Annotated in this window: 16 protein-coding genes; 9 read left to right on the forward strand and 7 right to left on the reverse strand. The window is 37.2% G+C overall.

All coding sequences use genetic code 11. From position 1 onward, the window contains the following. The first annotated feature begins 118 nt into the window (after positions 1-118). Complete coding sequence (locus ACKVEV_RS18380) at positions 119-1384, forward strand: MFS transporter (protein ID WP_409367658.1); 1266 nt, start codon at positions 119-121, stop codon at positions 1382-1384. Between the two features lie 109 nt (positions 1385-1493). Here ACKVEV_RS18380 and ACKVEV_RS18385 read toward each other — a convergent pair whose 3' ends face one another. The 3 genes from ACKVEV_RS18385 to ACKVEV_RS18395 all read right to left on the reverse strand — a co-directional run bounded on the left by ACKVEV_RS18385 (position 1494) and on the right by ACKVEV_RS18395 (position 3651). Beyond that, entirely contained in the window at positions 1494-1808 is a 315-nt protein-coding gene (locus ACKVEV_RS18385) for a hypothetical protein (RefSeq protein WP_409367659.1), read from the reverse strand. Positions 1809-1945: 137 nt separating this feature from the next. After that, positions 1946-2500 carry an SLOG family protein gene (locus ACKVEV_RS18390; protein WP_409367660.1) on the reverse strand — a complete coding sequence of 185 codons (555 nt, stop codon included), beginning with the start codon at positions 2498-2500 and terminating at the stop codon, positions 1946-1948. A gap of 245 nt (positions 2501-2745) precedes the next feature. Beyond that, positions 2746-3651 (reverse strand): TetR/AcrR family transcriptional regulator, encoded by a 906-nt coding sequence (locus ACKVEV_RS18395; protein ID WP_409367661.1) that lies wholly within the window; start codon positions 3649-3651, stop codon positions 2746-2748. Positions 3652-3808: 157 nt separating this feature from the next. On the opposite strand from ACKVEV_RS18395, the gene ACKVEV_RS18400 reads away from it, so the two are divergent. After that, on the forward strand, positions 3809-5323 hold the full coding sequence (locus ACKVEV_RS18400) for an MDR family MFS transporter (RefSeq protein WP_409367662.1): 1515 nt from the start codon (positions 3809-3811) through the stop codon (positions 5321-5323). Between the two features lie 247 nt (positions 5324-5570). On the opposite strand, the gene ACKVEV_RS18405 is transcribed toward ACKVEV_RS18400, so the two are convergent. After that, on the reverse strand, positions 5571-7757 hold the full coding sequence (locus ACKVEV_RS18405) for an MMPL family transporter (RefSeq protein ID WP_409367663.1): 2187 nt from the start codon (positions 7755-7757) through the stop codon (positions 5571-5573). 124 nt (positions 7758-7881) lie between these two features. Between ACKVEV_RS18405 and ACKVEV_RS18410 the strand changes: the two genes are divergently transcribed. The 6 genes from ACKVEV_RS18410 to ACKVEV_RS18435 all read left to right on the forward strand — a co-directional run bounded on the left by ACKVEV_RS18410 (position 7882) and on the right by ACKVEV_RS18435 (position 13249). Next, positions 7882-8499 (forward strand): TetR/AcrR family transcriptional regulator, encoded by a 618-nt coding sequence (locus ACKVEV_RS18410; RefSeq protein ID WP_409367664.1) that lies wholly within the window; start codon positions 7882-7884, stop codon positions 8497-8499. 407 nt (positions 8500-8906) lie between these two features. Further along, positions 8907-9335 (forward strand): DUF1641 domain-containing protein, encoded by a 429-nt coding sequence (locus tag ACKVEV_RS18415; protein WP_402927156.1) that lies wholly within the window; start codon positions 8907-8909, stop codon positions 9333-9335. Between the two features lie 45 nt (positions 9336-9380). Next, positions 9381-10565 carry an NAD(P)/FAD-dependent oxidoreductase gene (locus ACKVEV_RS18420; protein ID WP_409367665.1) on the forward strand — a complete coding sequence of 395 codons (1185 nt, stop codon included), beginning with the start codon at positions 9381-9383 and terminating at the stop codon, positions 10563-10565. A gap of 210 nt (positions 10566-10775) precedes the next feature. Further along, a complete protein-coding gene (locus ACKVEV_RS18425; RefSeq protein ID WP_409367666.1) occupies positions 10776-11354 on the forward strand; it encodes a TetR/AcrR family transcriptional regulator in 579 nt (192 codons plus the stop codon). Between the two features lie 104 nt (positions 11355-11458). After that, the gene (locus ACKVEV_RS18430; protein ID WP_409367667.1) at positions 11459-12571 is read left to right on the forward strand and encodes an ABC transporter permease; all 1113 of its coding nucleotides are present in this window, start codon (positions 11459-11461) and stop codon (positions 12569-12571) included. Beyond that, positions 12572-13249, forward strand: a complete 678-nt coding sequence (locus ACKVEV_RS18435) for an ABC transporter ATP-binding protein (RefSeq protein ID WP_409367668.1) — start codon at positions 12572-12574, stop codon at positions 13247-13249. It begins immediately after the preceding gene. Positions 13250-13309: 60 nt separating this feature from the next. On the opposite strand, the gene ACKVEV_RS18440 is transcribed toward ACKVEV_RS18435, so the two are convergent. Beyond that, positions 13310-13942, reverse strand: coding sequence for a hypothetical protein (locus ACKVEV_RS18440; RefSeq protein ID WP_409367669.1), 633 nt, complete (start codon positions 13940-13942; stop codon positions 13310-13312). Positions 13943-14023: 81 nt separating this feature from the next. On the opposite strand from ACKVEV_RS18440, the gene ACKVEV_RS18445 reads away from it, so the two are divergent. Continuing rightward, on the forward strand, positions 14024-14995 hold the full coding sequence (locus ACKVEV_RS18445; RefSeq protein ID WP_409367670.1) for a zinc-binding alcohol dehydrogenase family protein: 972 nt from the start codon (positions 14024-14026) through the stop codon (positions 14993-14995). A gap of 107 nt (positions 14996-15102) precedes the next feature. On the opposite strand, the gene ACKVEV_RS18450 is transcribed toward ACKVEV_RS18445, so the two are convergent. Beyond that, complete coding sequence (locus tag ACKVEV_RS18450) at positions 15103-15897, reverse strand: EcsC family protein (protein WP_409367671.1); 795 nt, start codon at positions 15895-15897, stop codon at positions 15103-15105. A 74-nt stretch (positions 15898-15971) separates the two neighbouring features. Then, positions 15972-17336: a PLP-dependent aminotransferase family protein gene (locus ACKVEV_RS18455; RefSeq protein ID WP_409367672.1), complete on the reverse strand. Its 1365-nt coding sequence runs from the start codon at positions 17334-17336 to the stop codon at positions 15972-15974. Positions 17337-17341 lie beyond the last annotated feature (5 nt).

Consider the following 17341-nt stretch of genomic DNA (forward strand, 5'->3'; position numbering starts at 1 on the left):
GCAAGTATACAACAATATGTTTTTTTTATCATTACGTTATTGCTAAATTATAGTCAAATGGCGAAATTTGGCGTTTCGTGTAAAATAAATTTTTTTAAATAAAAGGAGAAATAGGGAAATGAGTGCTAATAAGAAAAAGTTTCACTTTGCATGGCTAGTTTTACTAGGTTTATGTATTACAGTTGGTCTAGCTAAGTCTGGCCTAAACAGTTCAGCAGGTCTATTCTTACCATCAGTATCGAAAGATCTTGGTGTAGGTCTAGGGAATTTAACATTGTATCTAAGTATTTCATCAATTGTAACGATGATTTTCTTACCAATCGGCGGTAAGTTAATGGCGAAATACGATACACGTATTTTACTTAGTATTGCAATTATTTTACAAGCAGGTTCTTTCGCGCTATTCGGTATGATGAACTCGGTATGGGGATGGTATATCTTAGCTATTCCTTTAGCTGTTGGTGGCGTAATTATTACAGTATTAGCTGGTCCGGTTTTAGTTAATCAATGGTTTAAACAACGCAGTGGTTTAGCTTTAGGTATTATTACTGCTTCAGGTGGTTTAATTGGAGCATTCTCTTCTCCGGTAATTGGTAACTTAATTGCTAACCAAGGTTGGAGAAGTGCTTATATTATGGTAGGTGTTGCAGCTATCGTAATTATTGTGCCAACAATTATTTTCTTCTTAAGAAAATCACCACAAGAAAAAGGTTTATTACCTTATGGTGCTGAGGAAACTAACGCTGATGAGAATAAAGTAGAAAAAGATACTAGTAATTCTGGTATTTCATTCGCAGATGCTAAAAAATCATTAGCATTCGTATTATTAATTTTATTCTTCTTCATCATTACATCTGTAGCTAGTTTCTCTATTCACATCCCTACGTATCTTGTAAATCAAGGTTATGATGTGAAATTCACAGGTAATGTTATGGCTTCTTTAATGGTTGGTGTACTTCTAGGATCAATTATCTTCGGTTATTTAATCGATAAAATTGGTGCTCGCAATACTGCAATTGTTGCAATGTGTATTGGATTAGCTTCAATGTTAATTCTGTTCTTCTTTGTTAAAATTACGTTTGCTGTAGTATTAGGTGTTGGACTATTTGGTTTCGTATCCGCTTCAATTGGTACAATTGCTCCTGCTATTACATCTGCGTTATTTGGTAATAAAGATTATAGTCAAATTTACTCGACAGTTTCTATTGGTTTAGCAGTTGCGGGTATCATTGCTTTACCGGCATATGGTTATATTTTTGACTTTACAGGAAGTTACACTGCTGTGTTACTTATTATTATTGTAATGTTAATCATTAATATTCTTTTTGTTATCATGGCGTTCGGCAACAAAAAGAAAATGGTTGCAAATGGTTTGTGGAAATAATCTATAACCGCAATTATGAATAATTAAACTACACCTCACTTGTTGGACAAGCAGAGGTGTAGTTTTTTATTGTATAAAGATTTCAGAATTGTTTGGGTGCCTGGCACTGTTAAATGATTTTTACGTAGAAATCTTTACCGTTTATAATGTCTGGTACTTCAATATCGTAATAAGTTTTATAGTAGTCATAAATATTTCGAGCTAAACCGGAGTGTCCATTTAAATAAGTTCCTTTTTTAATCTCTTTTCGTGGGTTGTGGAAATCAAAATATAAGCGTGAATCGTGGCACATTGAATTTAAAATGGCTTTAAACTCTTGTTCCTCAATATGGATCCCTCGCGTATACTGGCACTCTCTGCGATACGTATCATGTGAGACATTCACTGGAGAAGGCTCTAGAATCATTTCGATTTTTCTATTCAAATGTCAACAGCTCCTTTCAACTATCAATCCTCATACTATTTCTTCTATTATAGAATTGTCAGAAAATTATATCAATATTTAACTGTCGTAAAGATTTTACATATTTCACTTCGTGGGGAGGTATTCGTTAACATAACCTACCAATCTTGCTGTTGCATTTCCTCTGCAATTACTTGAAGATCGTAGGAGTTAATAGTTAGAACCATATAGTCGTGGTTTTCCATATATTTTTCGGCCAAGCGCTTGATATACTTCGGGGAGCCTTCATTCTCTTCATCATAGACGAGCAGTAAACCGTCCGTGTTTTGAATAATAAATTTGTCTTTCTCCGTAAATTGCCAAGGCGCTTCATACGGTTTTTTCGTGACACTCGTTACAAAGTCGGCTTGGGCTACAAGTGATTGATATTTTTCTTGTTTCATTTCTTGCCAGTTCTTGTCTTGCTCTAAAAATGGTGTGATAATGGCATATTTTAAGTCAGGAAATTCATTCTTTAACGTTAAGACGACTTCGGCAGCCCATGTTTCCACGCCTTGCTGACCACTAATAATAACCCATTCTAACCCTTCATCTAATAAAATTCTCAAGCGGTTTTCTAAAGCTTTTTTTATAATAGGGACTCCTGGATGTTTGTCATTAAAAATCCCTAGTTCATGTGGTTTATAGCCTGTAATAATTATTCGCTGTAACACTAAAAAGCCCCCTACGCTGTTTTTGTACTTACAGTATACAGCAGGGGGCGTTTGAAAACGAATAACAGGTGGGGTTAAATGACGATTTGTCTAGGCTCTTTTTGATTTTAAAGGTATTGTACAACGCGAGATAATATCCCTTCAGATTAAGGAAGGATGCCTTCAAAAAGCCTATGCTGTAACTGACAACGCTAGGACGCAAAAAAGTGTTAGATTGATGGCGGTCAATCTAACACTTTTTATCGTTATTTTTTACATGGCTCTGATGGTTGTTCCATTTTGACATAGCGCCATAGACTATTGGCGATATCACGTGCTTCAGCTGCATGTTCTGTTCCGACAAATGCTTTTCTGAAAGGCGTTAGTAACGATTCAATAATAAAGAGCTTTGGTTTTGGCTTTTGAAGTTCTTCTAAAAGGAAAGTTGCAAACTCGAAACCTTCAACCGTTTCGTTCTCTGTAAGTCCCTTTATAAAGCCCTGCAATTGCTCAATTACGACTTCTTTGCTTACATGTTGATAATTAATAACGTTTTGTATCGCATTAATCATTTCGGCGCTAATGAGAACTTCTTTTGATTCAAGCATAGTAGGTATAATAACGCTTATATTGCGTAATGCTACTCGTACAATTGCTTCGCGATTTAAATATTTATAATCAGCTACCAATACTGCACGTAAAGTGATATTAATCATCCCAAACGTTTGAACGGCACATTCATAGCTCATCGGTCTAATTTCTTCACCAAACACTTGGACCAGTCGATTTGCAAGCCACTCTAATTCTTGGAAGTGATAATTTAACAGAATTTTCTTAAGCTCACTGTCCCGTGAATGGAAAATCGATTCGAAAATTTGTACTATGTTGTGCTCACGATTAACATGCATCAAGACAGCGACTTGCTGTGTTAATATTTCTAAATCTGTCGGATCTTTTCCGTAAAGAAGCTCATGTCGACGATTGCTTGCTTCCTCACGACCTTCATCTAAAATGGCGATTAAGCATTCGTTTTTGGAGACAAAATGATTATAAAAAGTACCTTTTGAAACTTTGGCTGCACTAATAATTTCGTTAATGGAAGTATCTAAAAATCCTTTTGCTGTGAATAGTTCCCGAGCTGCAGTGATAATTTGTCTTTTTCTTTTGTTCATGACCTCACCTTTTTAAGTTATTATACTCGTATTCTACAATGTAAACGCTTATATATCAACGTTTTGAAATTTTTTAATCTTAATTCTTGAAAAAAGTAGACTGCGAGTATAAAATTAGTTTTATCGCAAAACAACAAGAAAGAATAGAGGGATATAAATGAATAATGACTTAACAATGAAAAAGCCCCCTTATGGCATGATCGCCATTTTGTTCGTGGGTGCTTTTGTTGCTTTTCTTAACAACACATTGTTAAATGTTGCATTGCCAACAATCATGAAAGATTTTGGTATTACGTATGCACAAGTACAATGGCTTGCAACGGGTTATATGCTTGTAAGTGGTATTTTAGTACCTGCTTCGGCATTTTTTGTAACCCGCTTTAAAAATAGACATTTATTTATTACCGCAATGTCTATCTTTACTATAGGTACAATTATGGCGGGCTTTGCTCCAACATTTGGTTTATTACTTGCAGGACGTATGGTGCAAGCAGCAGGGGCTGCTAGTATGTCACCATTATTAATGAACGTTATGTTGACTAGCTTCCCGAAAGAAAAACGTGGAGCAGCAATGGGTGTATTTGGGTTAGTTATGATTGCCGCACCGGCGATTGGCCCAACATTATCAGGGTATATCGTTGAACATCATGATTGGCGTATGCTATTCCAAATGATTATACCATTTGCAATTATTAGTCTGCTATTTGGTATTTGGAAATTAGATAACGTAATGGAAACACGTAAAGTGCACTTAGATGTTCCTTCCGTATTATTATCAACAATCGCGTTTGGTGGTATTTTATACGGTTTCAGTACTGCTGGTGACAAAGGATGGTCTAGTCCTTGGGTTTACGGTACGATTATCATCGGGTTTATTTCTTTATTTATTTTCATCTTTAAACAATTACGTATGGAGCAGCCATTACTAGAGCTACGTATTTACAAATACCCAATGTTTGCTCTAGCGTCTGGTATTTCAGTAATTGTTTCAATGGCAATGTTCTCTGGTATGATTTTAACGCCTGCCTATGTACAATCAATTCGCGGCATTGAGCCATTCGAAGCTGGTTTAATGATGCTTCCTGGTGCACTTGCAATGGGGATTATGTCTCCAATCACAGGTAAACTTTTTGATAAGTTCGGCCCACGAATTTTAGCCATTACAGGTTTAACAATCACAACAATTGCAACATTTGGTTTAACAAAATTAGCGCTAGATTCTAGCTATACATTTATCGTATCGTTGTACACAATTCGTATGTTAGGTATGTCGATGGTAATGATGCCTATTATGACAAATGGTTTAAATCAATTACCACAAATGATGAATCCACATGGTACAGCGATCAACAATACATTACAACAAGTAGCTGGGGCTATTGGTAGTGCGGTTTTAGTTACATTTATGAACAACCGTACAAAATCAACAGCAGCTGACTTAATCGCAGAAGCTAAGGAGAAAGCAGCACAATCAGGTGTTGTACCGACAGCAGAGCAAATGCAACAAATGCAAGAACAGATTATGCAAAATGCATTATTAGATGGTATTACCCATTCCTTCTTAATTGCAGCATTCCTGACAGTGGTTGCCTTAATACTTGCGTTCTTCTTAAAACGCGTAAAAGTTGAAAGTGCAGCAGCTACAATGGACTTGAAAAAACCTACAAATTAAAAAAAAGAATCCCACCGATAAGCTCATCGGTGGGATTTTTTTGATAAGAATTGTTTGGGTGCCTGACACTTTTCAAGACACTTTTCAGGTGCTTAAAACGAGAAAATCCACTACACTTTCCTGGGCACAAGGTAAGCCGCAACCCTCGCTAGTGCTTGGTTTGTGGGGGATTTGTGCAATGCAGGAAAGTAGGTAGTTTAGTTTTCTTAAAATTCTAAATTGTTTGGGTGACTGGCACGCAAACAATTTAGTTGTCTTTTTTAAATAGGGCTCCTGGCCAAAATGCGTATTTGCCGAGTACGGTAGTAATGGCTGGAACGAGTAATGGTCGAACGATAAACGTATCAAGTAAAATACCGATTGCTGTCACGACACCGAATTGAACTAGTACTTGAATTGGTAGAGTGGCAAGCACTGCAAATGTACCTGCTAAAATAAGCCCTGCAGATGTGATTACACTACCTGTATGCACTACGCCTTCTTCAACTGCTGTTAAATGATCCTTCGTTTTGCGTTTCTTCCAAATCTCTGAAATCATAAAGATATTATAATCCTCACCAAGAGCTACTAAGAACACAAAGGCATATAGCGGGATAGAGCCTGAAATGGCTTCTGCGCCCATAATATGATGCAAAATAAGCCATCCTGCACCAAGTGCACCAAAATACGAAATAATAACTGTAGCAAGCAAATAAACAGTTGCTGTTACGGAACGTAAATAAACAAATAATAAGACTGCTATTAAAGCAATCATTGTCGGCATGATGACCGATTCATCACGCTCCGTCACTTGTTTTGTATCATATTGACTTGCTGTTTCGCCGCCAATCCAAACGTGTGTATCGGCATTTTTTACGCCCGCATCTTCAAGTAACTGCACAACTTCTTCTTTCAATTCTGGCATATGATCTAAAGATTCTTGCGCATATGGGTTTGCATTCAATGATAACTCGTATAATTGAATGGAATTGTTTTTCGTACCAATTTGTACATCAGAAACATTATCAATATATGAAATGTTTGTAAGTTGCTGTTGTAAATTTACATCATTACCTTGTGTATCAATCACTAGCTGTACAGGTGCTAATTCACCAGGTGAAAAATTCTCTTCTATTAAAGTAAAGCCTTCTCGTGATGGCATATCTTCTGGGAATGAAGATAATAAGTCGAATGTATATTGGATACGTGGTACAAAGGCTGCTAAGCCACCAAGGAGCAGGACAGTGACTGCAATCACAATCCACGGCTTATGCGTTACAAAACGTCCAATTTTATGACTAACTTTATGTGAAGATTTGTTCTGTTTTTTGCCCTTGGCTTTTGCCATTTCCTCTGTACGTGGCGTGAATGGGAAAAAGGCGACGCGCCCAATTATAACTAGAATTGCTGGTAAGACAACAAGCGCTGCAATACCCATAATCAATACACCAAAGCTAAATGGCACTGCGAAGCGTTGGAAAGAACCATAATGGGCAAGACTAAGCGTAGCAAGACCAATAACTACCGTTAAGGCACTCATCATAATCGCGCCACCTGATTCTTTCACAGCGAGTTTCATTGCTGTCGCCTTATCCTCAACGGTAAATAAAATTTCTCGATATTTAGAAATTAAAAATAAACAATAGTCAGTTCCCGCACCAAATAGTAAAACGGTCATAATGGAAACAGCTTGTGAATCTTTATCAATCCATCCTTGCTCTGCAAAGAACCCGAGCGTTGGGCTAATGACACCATAAGCAAGCCCTACAACGATTAATGGGATAATTGCAAGTAATGGAGAACGATAAATTAAAATTAATAACACTAATACAAGAAGTACTGTAGCAACCATTAATTTCACATCAGCTTGTGAAAATAAGCTAACGGCATCTGTAGCAATGCCGACAGGTCCAGAGTAACGAACATGGAGCGCATCGCTAGATAAATCTTTATCCAATTGCACATTATTGGCATCCATTGTTTTTGTTAATGCATCTAGACTTTCTTGTAAAGCATCTGTTGAAGCATCTTTGTCGAAAAATACAGGTGTAACAATAGTAGAACCATTGTCAGATGTAGATGCTGCAAATGCTTGTGGAGGCATTTGATCATATGGTGGAACTAAAGTTTGTTTATCTAAAGGATTGGCATTGAGTTCTGCATATACCTTTTGTATGGCGTTAAAATCATCGTTTGTAAGTCCACTTTCTCTATGCCAAACGAGTAATAATGGTGTACCTGCATCATTAGGGAATTCATCCGCAATAATTGCTGCTGCTTGCTCGGACATTTCAGTGTCAGGTAAATTTTTACCTGATTCACTGTCAATACTATTAATCTGTGGCCAAGCAAATGACAGGACAAGGACAAGTAAAACCCAGAATCCAAGCGCTAGAAAGCGTCCTTTTTTATTTGCCACCATTGAGCCCCATTGCTCAAGTGGGTGTTTTTTCATGAGAAAACCTCCATTTCATGTAATGTACATTAATTATATATACTAGAAGGTTAATTAATCAATAAAGAAGTTTTGATATGTTATAATATGATAAAAAGAAACACATTATAAGGAGGCGAACTTGTTGAAACAAGCACCGCGTGTTCTAGGAAGACCTCGCCATGATGACAAGGCTAAACCAACAAAAGATATTGTCTTAGAAACAGCGACAATGTTATTTATTAAAGAGGGCTATAAAAATGTGTCAATGGATGATGTTGCGAAAGCCTGCAATGTTACAAAAGCCACCATCTATTACTATTACCCAACTAAAGGGGAGTTATATACATCGGCATTAGTTGCAATGATGCAAAGAATTAGGCTGCATATTGAGCGGATTTTAGAACAGCCCATGCCATTCAAAGAACGATTAGAGCAACTTGTTGAAGTCCATTTATCGGCAACTGTTGATATAGATATGAAGAACTTTATGCGAGAAGCGACAATTAATTTATCCAATGCGCAATTAAAAAAAGTTCATGCATCAGAAAATGAAATGTATAAAACGATTGAGCAGACGATGCAACGGGAAATGGAAAAGGGGACAATCCGCGAGGGGAATGCAGAATTCTTTGCCCATACGTTTATGGCATTAATGTCTGTTGGATATTTTAAAGATGGCGAAGGAAAAAGGCTGTTTCAAACTGTTAATGAAGCGGCAAAAGAGATTATTAATTTCTTTTGGTTATCTGTCGAAAAGTGAGAAAAATTGTAGGTAATAACATTTTTTAAAGCGTCCTTGCAGAAAAATTTCAGTTGATAAACTTTCATTATTTTCCAAAACAAACAAAAAAAGCGCGCTAACAGCTAAAAATGGTTTATTAATAAACTATTTTTTAAAGATTGTGCTGTAGTTGATTGAAATAATGCGCAAACAGTCTTATAATGGATGTTGTAATATCACCAAGATAAGAGATAAGGATGGAATTGTGATGCGCTTTGTGCAAAATGGAGAATATGTAACAAATCATGAAATTCGCTTTCCAGCCCTTGTGACTGGTGAATGTAAGATAATCCGCTGTAAGGACTGTTAAGAGATCGCTTAATGGTCTTTTTTACATGGAGGCAATATAAAATAAAGCAATAGTGACGGCAAAGGAGAGTTCAAAAATGTCAGAAACGAATAACCAAGCACAGTCTGAACAATTAACTGTGAGTCAAGAACAATTAGATGTACTAGACCAACTATTAAAGCCTGAGGTACAAGAATCTCTAACAACTTTAGTTGAGCAACTACCGAAGCTAACTGAAATGATGACGTTATTAACTAAATCATATGAGTTTGCTCAAGCAGTTGCAACTGATGAAGTACTAAAAAGCGATACTGTTGGTGCTGTAACTGAAATGGCTGCGCCAGTAGTAGGATCAGCTAAACAACTTGCAGCTACTGCTATTGAAGCGAAAGATCGTGCTTCTGAAAGCCGCGAAGTAATCGGTTTATTCGGTCTTGTAAAAATGATCAAAGACCCACAAGTTCAAAATGTTTTCCGTTTTGTAAATGCTTTTTTACAAGTAAACGCTGAACGTAAATCTAAATAAGACCCGAGATATATTTAATTTGTAAGGACGGAGGATTAATTAATCATGTCAAAAGAAATCGTCATCTTAGGTGCTGGTTACGCGGGTGTATTAACTGCATTAACAGCACGTAAGTATTTATCAGCTGATGAAGCTAAAATCACTGTAGTAAACCAATTCCCAACGCACCAAATCATCACTGAACTTCACCGTTTAGCTGGTGGTACTATTGCAGAAGGTGCTGTAGCTCTACCACTTAAAAAAATCTTTAAAGGTTTAGATATTGATTTACAAATCGCTAAAGTAACTAAATTCAATGTAGACACTAAAAAGGTTGACCTAGATAATGGTTACACTTTAAATTATGATACATTAGTGGTTTCTTTAGGTAGCCAAACTGGTTTCTTCGGTATCCCAGGATTAGAAGAAAACTCAATGGTACTTAAATCTGTTAACGATGCAAACAAAATTAACCGACACATCGAAGACCGCATTAAAGCATATGCACAAACAAAAGACGAAGCTGATGCAACAATCGTTATCGGCGGTGGCGGTTTAACAGGTGTTGAACTTGTTGGTGAAATCGTGGACAACTTCCCGAAAATCGCTGCACAACACGGTGTAAACTTTGCAGATCTTAAAATTAAACTAGTTGAAGCTGGTCCTAAAATCTTACCAGTACTTCCAGATGTACTAATTGAACGTGCAACTGAAAGTTTAGCAAAACGTGGTGTAGAATTCATTACTGGTACGCCTGTAACAGGTGTTGAAGGTAACGTAATTTCACTTAAAGACCGTGAGCCAATCGTTGCGAATACATTTATCTGGACGGGTGGTGTAGCTGCACTTCCAATCGTAGCTGAATCTGGTCTTGCTGCTGATCGTGGCAAAGCAACAATCAACGAATTCTTACAATCTACATCTCACGAAGATGTATTTGTCATCGGAGATGCTTCGGTTGCATTACCAGCTGACGGTGGACGTCCACTTTACGCACCAACTGCACAAGTTGCTTGGCAAATGGGCGAATGCGCTGGTTACAACTTATTCGCACAATACAAAAACCAAGAGATGAAACCATTCTCTGCAGTTAACTCTGGTACACTTGCAAGCTTAGGCCGCAAAGATGCAGTTGCTACTATTGGAGCTAGCAACACACAACTTAAAGGTCTTCCTGCAACACTTATGAAAGAAGCGTCTAACATTCGCTATCTTACACATATCAAAGCGCTATTCGGCTTAGTATACTAATTTGAATAATAACTAAATAAAATGCCCCGTGGATGTTAAAGTAAATACTAACATTGAACGGGGTGTTTTTAACATTACATATAAGTTTGAAGAGTAGCTTGAACCAGAATTGGCGAAAGCATTAAAGTCGGTATTGTAAATATTGTTAACTATTTAATTGTAGCGTATGCTAAAACTATCTAATTAAATTGTGTAGGGAGTGAGGAATACATGGGGCGCGATCGAAAGTTTAGTACGCTCGATTTATTTTTGGCATCTAAAAAATTGATATTAGCTGTCGGTTATGAGGGATTTACAATTGCCCGATTAGCAGAATCGTTAGAGGTTTCACGAGCGGCTATTTATAAATACTATACAAATAAAGATGAATTACTTATGGATTTTATGCTACACGAAATGGAAAAAAACGTAAAAGGTTTATTATCAATCCCTGCAGAGCTATCTTACCTTGATCAATTAGATGAGTTATTGCATAGTATTTTCCGTTCTAAGGATTTACATATACTATTAGGTATTGCTGAAATTATACCAACGTCCAATAACCCGCAAATGCAGGAAAAAAAAGAAGAGCTGTCAGCAATGCATTTTAATATGTATGGACCTTTAATGCGTATTGTCCAACAAGGAAAAAAAGAGGGCTTTGTGGATGTTGATATCCCAAATGACTTTGTTCTTGGATTTATTTTTCAGAGTATTAATATTCCGAATCATAGTCAAATGGATGATGTGGAATTTTTCAACTTTACGAAGTTATTAATTTTAAATGGCGTAAGAGGAAAAAATAAGTGACACATGTGTAACTAATGAGTATAATACTAGTTGCATATGTGTGCTTTTTTTTATCCCAAAGTGACACATGTGTAACTTATAAAGATAATAGGAGGAAACGATCGATGTTTTTAGCTTTAAAAGAAATTAAACATGCAAAGTTACGCTACTCAATGATTACAATAATTATTGTATTAATAGCATGGTTAACGTTTATTTTGTCAGGGCTTGGAAATGGACTTTCGACATTAAGTGCAGCTTCTATCAAAAATCTAGATGCGCATTATGTAGTATACGAGGAGGGTTCAGGTTCTAAATTTAGTAAATCTTTAATTTCCGCATCTTTAAAAGAGAAGATTGATGCACAAAGTGAAGTAAAAGATAGTGCACTATTTGGCTCTGCAATGGCGGCTGTTTCTAAAGAGGGTATTGATGAAAAAACGGATATTGCGCTATTAGGAATTGAAGCAGGATCATTTATTGAACCAAAAGTAATTGAAGGTAAGAAGTTAGATAAAAACATTCAAAATGGCGTTCTAGCCAATAAAACGTTACAAGACAAAGGCTATGCAATTGGTGACGAAATCAAAGTGGACAGTTCCACAATTGTATTAAAAATTGTCGGCTTTGTTGAAAACGAAACCTATAACCATTTACCAGTACTATTCAGCACAGTAGAACAATGGAGAGCTTATCAATTTGCTGCACCAGGTGCAAATAACGGCATTGAAGATGTAGTAAATGCGATAGCGATACAGGCACCTAACTTAGATGCAGAGAATTTTAGTGAAAAGATCGGTGGCATCGAAACCGCAACGAAAAGTCAGGCAATTAATGCAATGCCAGGATATATAGAAGAGAACGGGACGATTGTTATGATGTTAGTGTTTCTTATTGCCATTTCTGCATTTGTCATCGCGGTCTTCTTTTATGTTTTAACGATTCAAAAGACACAACAATTTGGTGTAATGAAAGCCATTGGTGCAAAAAATAGTTTTCTCACAAAGGCAATTGTATCGCAAGTGTTTGTTATTTCTTTAGTAGGTATTCTTGTCGGCGTAGTACTGACATATTTAACAGCACTTGTTTTCCCGGAAGGCATGCCATTTAACTTAGATCCTACACTAGTAGTACTTTACGGTTTCGCTCTTTTACTAATTAGTGTGTTAAGTTCATTTGTCTGTGTTCGCCAAGTGTCCAAAGTAGATCCATTAACAGCATTAGGGAGAGTGGAATAGATGCAACGTTTAGAAGTGAAAGACATGACTAAAACCTATCATGAGGGCGGTTCCACTATTACAGCTCTTAACAAAGTATCAATGACAGTAGAGGCAGGGGAGTTAGTAGCCATTATTGGTCCTTCTGGTTCAGGGAAAAGTACATTATTATCAGCAGTTGGTGCCTTGTTACAGCCTACATCTGGTAGTGTTATTGTAAATGGTAAAAAAATTGAGGCTCTAAAGGAGAAAGACCTCTCTGAATTTCGCTTAAATGAGATAGGGTTTATTTTACAAACATCTAATTTAATACCTTATTTAAATGTGCTAGATCAACTACTTTTAGTGAAAAAAATGGTAGGTAAAGTATCAACGACTGATCAGCAGTTTGCCAAGCAATTATTGTCGGATTTAGGATTAGACAAAAAGCTTAGAAAATTCCCAAATGAGCTATCCGGCGGGGAACGTCAGCGTGTAGCAATAGCTCGAGCATTTATGAATGATTCAAGTGTAATTTTAGCAGATGAACCAACCGCAAGTTTAGATTCTAAGCGTGCTTTCGAGGTTGTTCAGCTTATCTCTAACGAGGTGAAAAAGCGCAAAAAGGCCGCAATAATGGTAACGCATGATGAGCGTATGTTAACTTACTGTGACCGAGTGTACCGAATGGAAGACGGTGTTTTAACACGACATTCTTAATATATGATAGAGTTCTAGCTACCTTTAGTTAAAAAATCCGTTAGATCGTAATGCAAGCGCTCAAGGAAGAACTGCCGATTTAAGATAAGTTTTGAGCTCTAATAATATTGTTTGACAAGTGATAATGGACTCAATTGTATTATTAGCAATTTCGAGTGAATGGTTGGCATTATCAGCAATCATCAGCTGATGGGAAGTAAGTTGACTTCGTCTTTCATTGGAGAAATGTGGGTCAGCAGTTCCCATAGCTATGAAGGCATGTTGCTTTGCTAAGTTTTGCATAACATGTTCAAAGGATAGCGGTGGTGTTAATAAAATATAGCGAGAAGGTATAACAGTCTCTTGCTGCATGTAATAGTCTGTAATGGGCAATGTTCCGAGCGATTTTCCAATGTACACAGTTTCTTTGTATGCATTCGATTGTAAATAATAGGTCACGATAGAATTAACACGGTGATAAACCATTTCTGAAATAGCTTCTGCTGGTTGGTTAAACTGTTGTTGTTCAAATGTATAACAAACTTGGACAACATCGTAGCCTAGTTCAAGCATTAAAGAAGTGGCGTAATGCAGTAGCGGTTTGTCATAGTTGTAACCTGTACCAGCGAACATAAAGCAAATTTTATCACTGTTCATATCAAAAAAATTATAGGCAATATCGTTGTAAGTTTCTTTTCTAGGTTTAATTGACATTAAAAAATCCTCCAATCTAAAGTTGTAACTATTTTAGGCAAAATTAGTTATAATTTTACTATAACAGGAAGGAGTGATTTTATGAAGGCTGTGACGATAAATGCTTTTGGACCGCCGTCAGTATTAACAGTTGTGGATTGTCCAACACCAATGATTTCAAAAGGAGAAGTATTAATCCGCACGTCATATACAAGTGTAAACTTTGCTGATATAAAAAATCGAACAGGCAATAAAGCAAAAGCAAATTTTCCTATGATACTTGGCTTAGATGTAGCGGGTGTTATAGAAGAGGTATATGATGATAGCTGTGGATTTAGCAAGGGAGACCATGTCATTGCCTTTCCTAAAAACGGTGCGTATGCACAATATGTTGTTGCAAACGAACAGCTCGTCTTTCGCATTCCAAATGGTGTGCCTCTTGAAAAAGTAGCGGCGATACCGACTGTTTTATTTTTATCCTATATGTTAACACATCAGATTTCACAAATTGGTGCTGAAGATAGTGTGTTAATTCATGCTGCATCAGGTGGCGTAGGGACAATGCTCATACAAATGGCGAAAAGACTAGGTGCTAAAAAAATTATTGGTACTGTAAGCAAAATTGAGAAAGCGCCGATTGCGTATGAGCTAGGCGCACACCATGTGGTGACGTATGAAGATTTTAGTACGAAAGTGAATGACTATACGGACGGTCATGGTGTCGATGTAATCTTTGACTCGATTGCCGGAACGGTTACACAAGAAAGTTTTAACTGTTTAGCTCCGTTTGGTACGCTTGTACAGTTTGGTAATAGTAGCGGTGAAGTGGGCCCTATCAAATCGTCTGATTTACATAGCAGCTGCCGTAATGTAAAAGGTTTTAGTTTAGGGACGACTCGAGCATTAAAACCAGAACTGTTGCAACAAGTCGCTCCGGACGTTTTGACATTATTACAGGATGAAAGTTTCCAAGTGCCTATTGCTGCCGTGTTTAGCTTAGAGGACATGGAAAAGGCACATGCCTTGATGGAAAGTCGCCAGCATCAAGGGAAGATACTAATTAAAATTGTGTGAGAATTGTGTGCGTGCCTGGCACTCGCCAAGAGCCAAGGGAAACCTGCTTTCCTTGGCATTTTATAAATTGTGCGAGAATTGTGTGGGTGCCTGGCACTATTCTGGCACTATTTTAGCTTTTCGTGTATTCTTCTTTTTCGGTATAGCATGATGCCAGTCTCAGCAACATCTTGCATCATGCCTTTATTAGCATAGGCGCCGAAAATCATGCCTGCAACCGGAACCATTTGGAATAGCTTTTTCCACCCCATTTGATCGCGGTAGGTGAAAAATACTTCCTGCCAACCTTGAAGTTGCGAAATCATCTTTTCAGATACGTTATGGCTGTTATGCATAGAGGAAAGCTCTTCTAAAATCGCTTCTTTACCAACAATATCAGCGGACGTAAATTGTAGACATTTCACAATGAAAATACGTTCCATTTTATCATTCGGGTCATAGCCATGAATAATTGCAATTTCTTGTAATGTTTTTAAAGCCATTCCTAATATAAAAGGAATATCAATTGCCAATGTGAAAATACCACCGAAACCAGTAGAAGCACCTTGGACTGTAGCTAATTTCACGCGTTCTTTTTGAAGCTTGTCACTCAGTGCAATCATTTCCTCTAAAGGGATGTTACCGATATCAGCGATGGTAAAAATATTTTGATCCGAAGAGTTTTTACGGATTTTTTGGATCATCGCCTGTTCATTGATTAAATATTTACCACCTGATTGAATATAGCTGCCTAGTTCATCGACTAATAACGCTAGTTTTTGTTGAATAAAGGCGGGGGTCATCTTATCTAAAATTTTAAATGGTATACGCCCTAATCTCTCCCAAAACCACAGACCTTTTTGATCTTTTTCCCACGCTTCAATTTCTTGTAAATAGGTCATTAATTGCTCCTGATTCTCCATTTATCTAGTCCCCTTGTAAGTACATTTAATAACAATACGTAATCTAGGTTAAAAAGTTTCAAGACGACACAACGCTATTGCCAGACAGATGCAAGTAAGGCAATGCCTTCGTTAATTTGCTCAAGTGATAATCCGCCATAGCCTATAATAATCATGCCATGTTCCGTAGGTAGTTGAAATGAAGTAGAACAAGGATAAACGTTGATGCCTACTGCGTGTGCAAGGTGAATGGCATCGTGTTCAGCTAATCTTTTTGGCAATTTCACAATAATATGAAGACCAGCATACTCACCGATAATTTCGAATTCCTCAGAGAAATAACTACGAATAGCTGCAAGTAAAGTTTGCTGTTTTTTACGATATATAGTGCGCATTTTTGCTAAATGTTTATCGAATAAACGTTGCGATAAAAAGTCTGCTAACACAAGCTGATCCATTTTTGAGACAACTGATTTTTGTTCATGATAGAAGCGGTTAAAAGGCTCTACAAGAGACGTAGGCAAAATCATATAGCTTATTCGTAACGATGGAAGTAATGTTTTTGAAAACGTTCCAAAGTAAATGACCCGCTGTAGTTGGTCCATGTTCGCCAGAGACGGGATGGGAAGCCCATTGTAACGAAATTCAGAATCATAATCGTCCTCAATAATAAAAGCATCATTGGATGTCGCCCATTGAAGTAATGCTAGTCGACGTTCAATGGACATCACCATGCCAAGTGGAATTTGATGAGCTGGTGTTGTGTATAACATGTGCATAGCTTTATTTGGTACGGTAATTCCTGAGTTATCCACAGGAATAGGGTGTGTTGGTAAACCACATTGCTGTAAAGTTGCTCTTACTCGTTTAAAGCCAGGTTCTTCTAAACCGACTTGAATTTGAGGCCCGAAGAAATGGCATAGCGCTAGCAGTTGGCTTTGTGTGCCGCTGTAGACAAATACTTGTGATGGTTCACAAATAACCCCTCTGGAACGTCCAACGTAGTGGGCAATTTCTTGACGTAAAGAAAATTCCCCTTGCCACGGGCTTGTTGATAAAACATCCACAGTAAAGTGTTTTTTCAGCAGCTTTTGATAGGTTTTCATAGGAAAAGCGGCTTTATCCACATGACCATTATTAAAATCAAATTTCACTGTATCTTCGTTTGTGGATAAGAAAGCGAAATCTTTGCTTTGTGACTGCTGAAGCCATTCCAATTCAAACGGTGCTATAAAATAGCCTGAGCGTTCTTTACTGTAAATATAACCTTCTGCAAGTAATTGCTCATAAGCCTCCTTAATGGTATGAACACTGACATTTAATGTTATGGCAAGTGAGCGTTTTGAAGGTAATTGTTCATGTGCTAAAAGTTTTTTCAAAAGTATAGCTTGTTTAATGTTTTCATAAACCTGTACATATTTAGGTAAATGTCCTGAGAACGAAATAGCAAGTTCCATCATCTAGC

It is taken from the genome of Lysinibacillus sp. 38-6, from assembly GCF_046245175.1.
Classification (GTDB): Bacteria; Bacillota; Bacilli; order Bacillales_A; family Planococcaceae; genus Lysinibacillus.

Excerpts from the sequence above, each read along its gene's own strand:
- ACKVEV_RS18430 (WP_409367667.1), top strand. The coding sequence starts at position 11,459 with ATGTTTTTAGCTTTAAAAGAAATTAAACATGCAAAGTTACGCTACTCA.
- ACKVEV_RS18455 (WP_409367672.1), bottom strand. The coding sequence starts at position 17,336 with ATGATGGAACTTGCTATTTCGTTCTCAGGACATTTACCTAAATATGTA.
- ACKVEV_RS18400 (WP_409367662.1), top strand. The coding sequence starts at position 3,809 with ATGAATAATGACTTAACAATGAAAAAGCCCCCTTATGGCATGATCGCC.
- ACKVEV_RS18435 (WP_409367668.1), top strand. The coding sequence starts at position 12,572 with ATGCAACGTTTAGAAGTGAAAGACATGACTAAAACCTATCATGAGGGC.
- ACKVEV_RS18425 (WP_409367666.1), top strand. The coding sequence starts at position 10,776 with ATGGGGCGCGATCGAAAGTTTAGTACGCTCGATTTATTTTTGGCATCT.
- ACKVEV_RS18405 (WP_409367663.1), bottom strand. The coding sequence starts at position 7,757 with ATGAAAAAACACCCACTTGAGCAATGGGGCTCAATGGTGGCAAATAAA.
- ACKVEV_RS18380 (WP_409367658.1), top strand. The coding sequence starts at position 119 with ATGAGTGCTAATAAGAAAAAGTTTCACTTTGCATGGCTAGTTTTACTA.
- ACKVEV_RS18450 (WP_409367671.1), bottom strand. The coding sequence starts at position 15,897 with ATGGAGAATCAGGAGCAATTAATGACCTATTTACAAGAAATTGAAGCG.
- ACKVEV_RS18420 (WP_409367665.1), top strand. The coding sequence starts at position 9,381 with ATGTCAAAAGAAATCGTCATCTTAGGTGCTGGTTACGCGGGTGTATTA.
- ACKVEV_RS18440 (WP_409367669.1), bottom strand. The coding sequence starts at position 13,942 with ATGTCAATTAAACCTAGAAAAGAAACTTACAACGATATTGCCTATAAT.
- ACKVEV_RS18415 (WP_402927156.1), top strand. The coding sequence starts at position 8,907 with ATGTCAGAAACGAATAACCAAGCACAGTCTGAACAATTAACTGTGAGT.
- ACKVEV_RS18445 (WP_409367670.1), top strand. The coding sequence starts at position 14,024 with ATGAAGGCTGTGACGATAAATGCTTTTGGACCGCCGTCAGTATTAACA.
- ACKVEV_RS18395 (WP_409367661.1), bottom strand. The coding sequence starts at position 3,651 with ATGAACAAAAGAAAAAGACAAATTATCACTGCAGCTCGGGAACTATTC.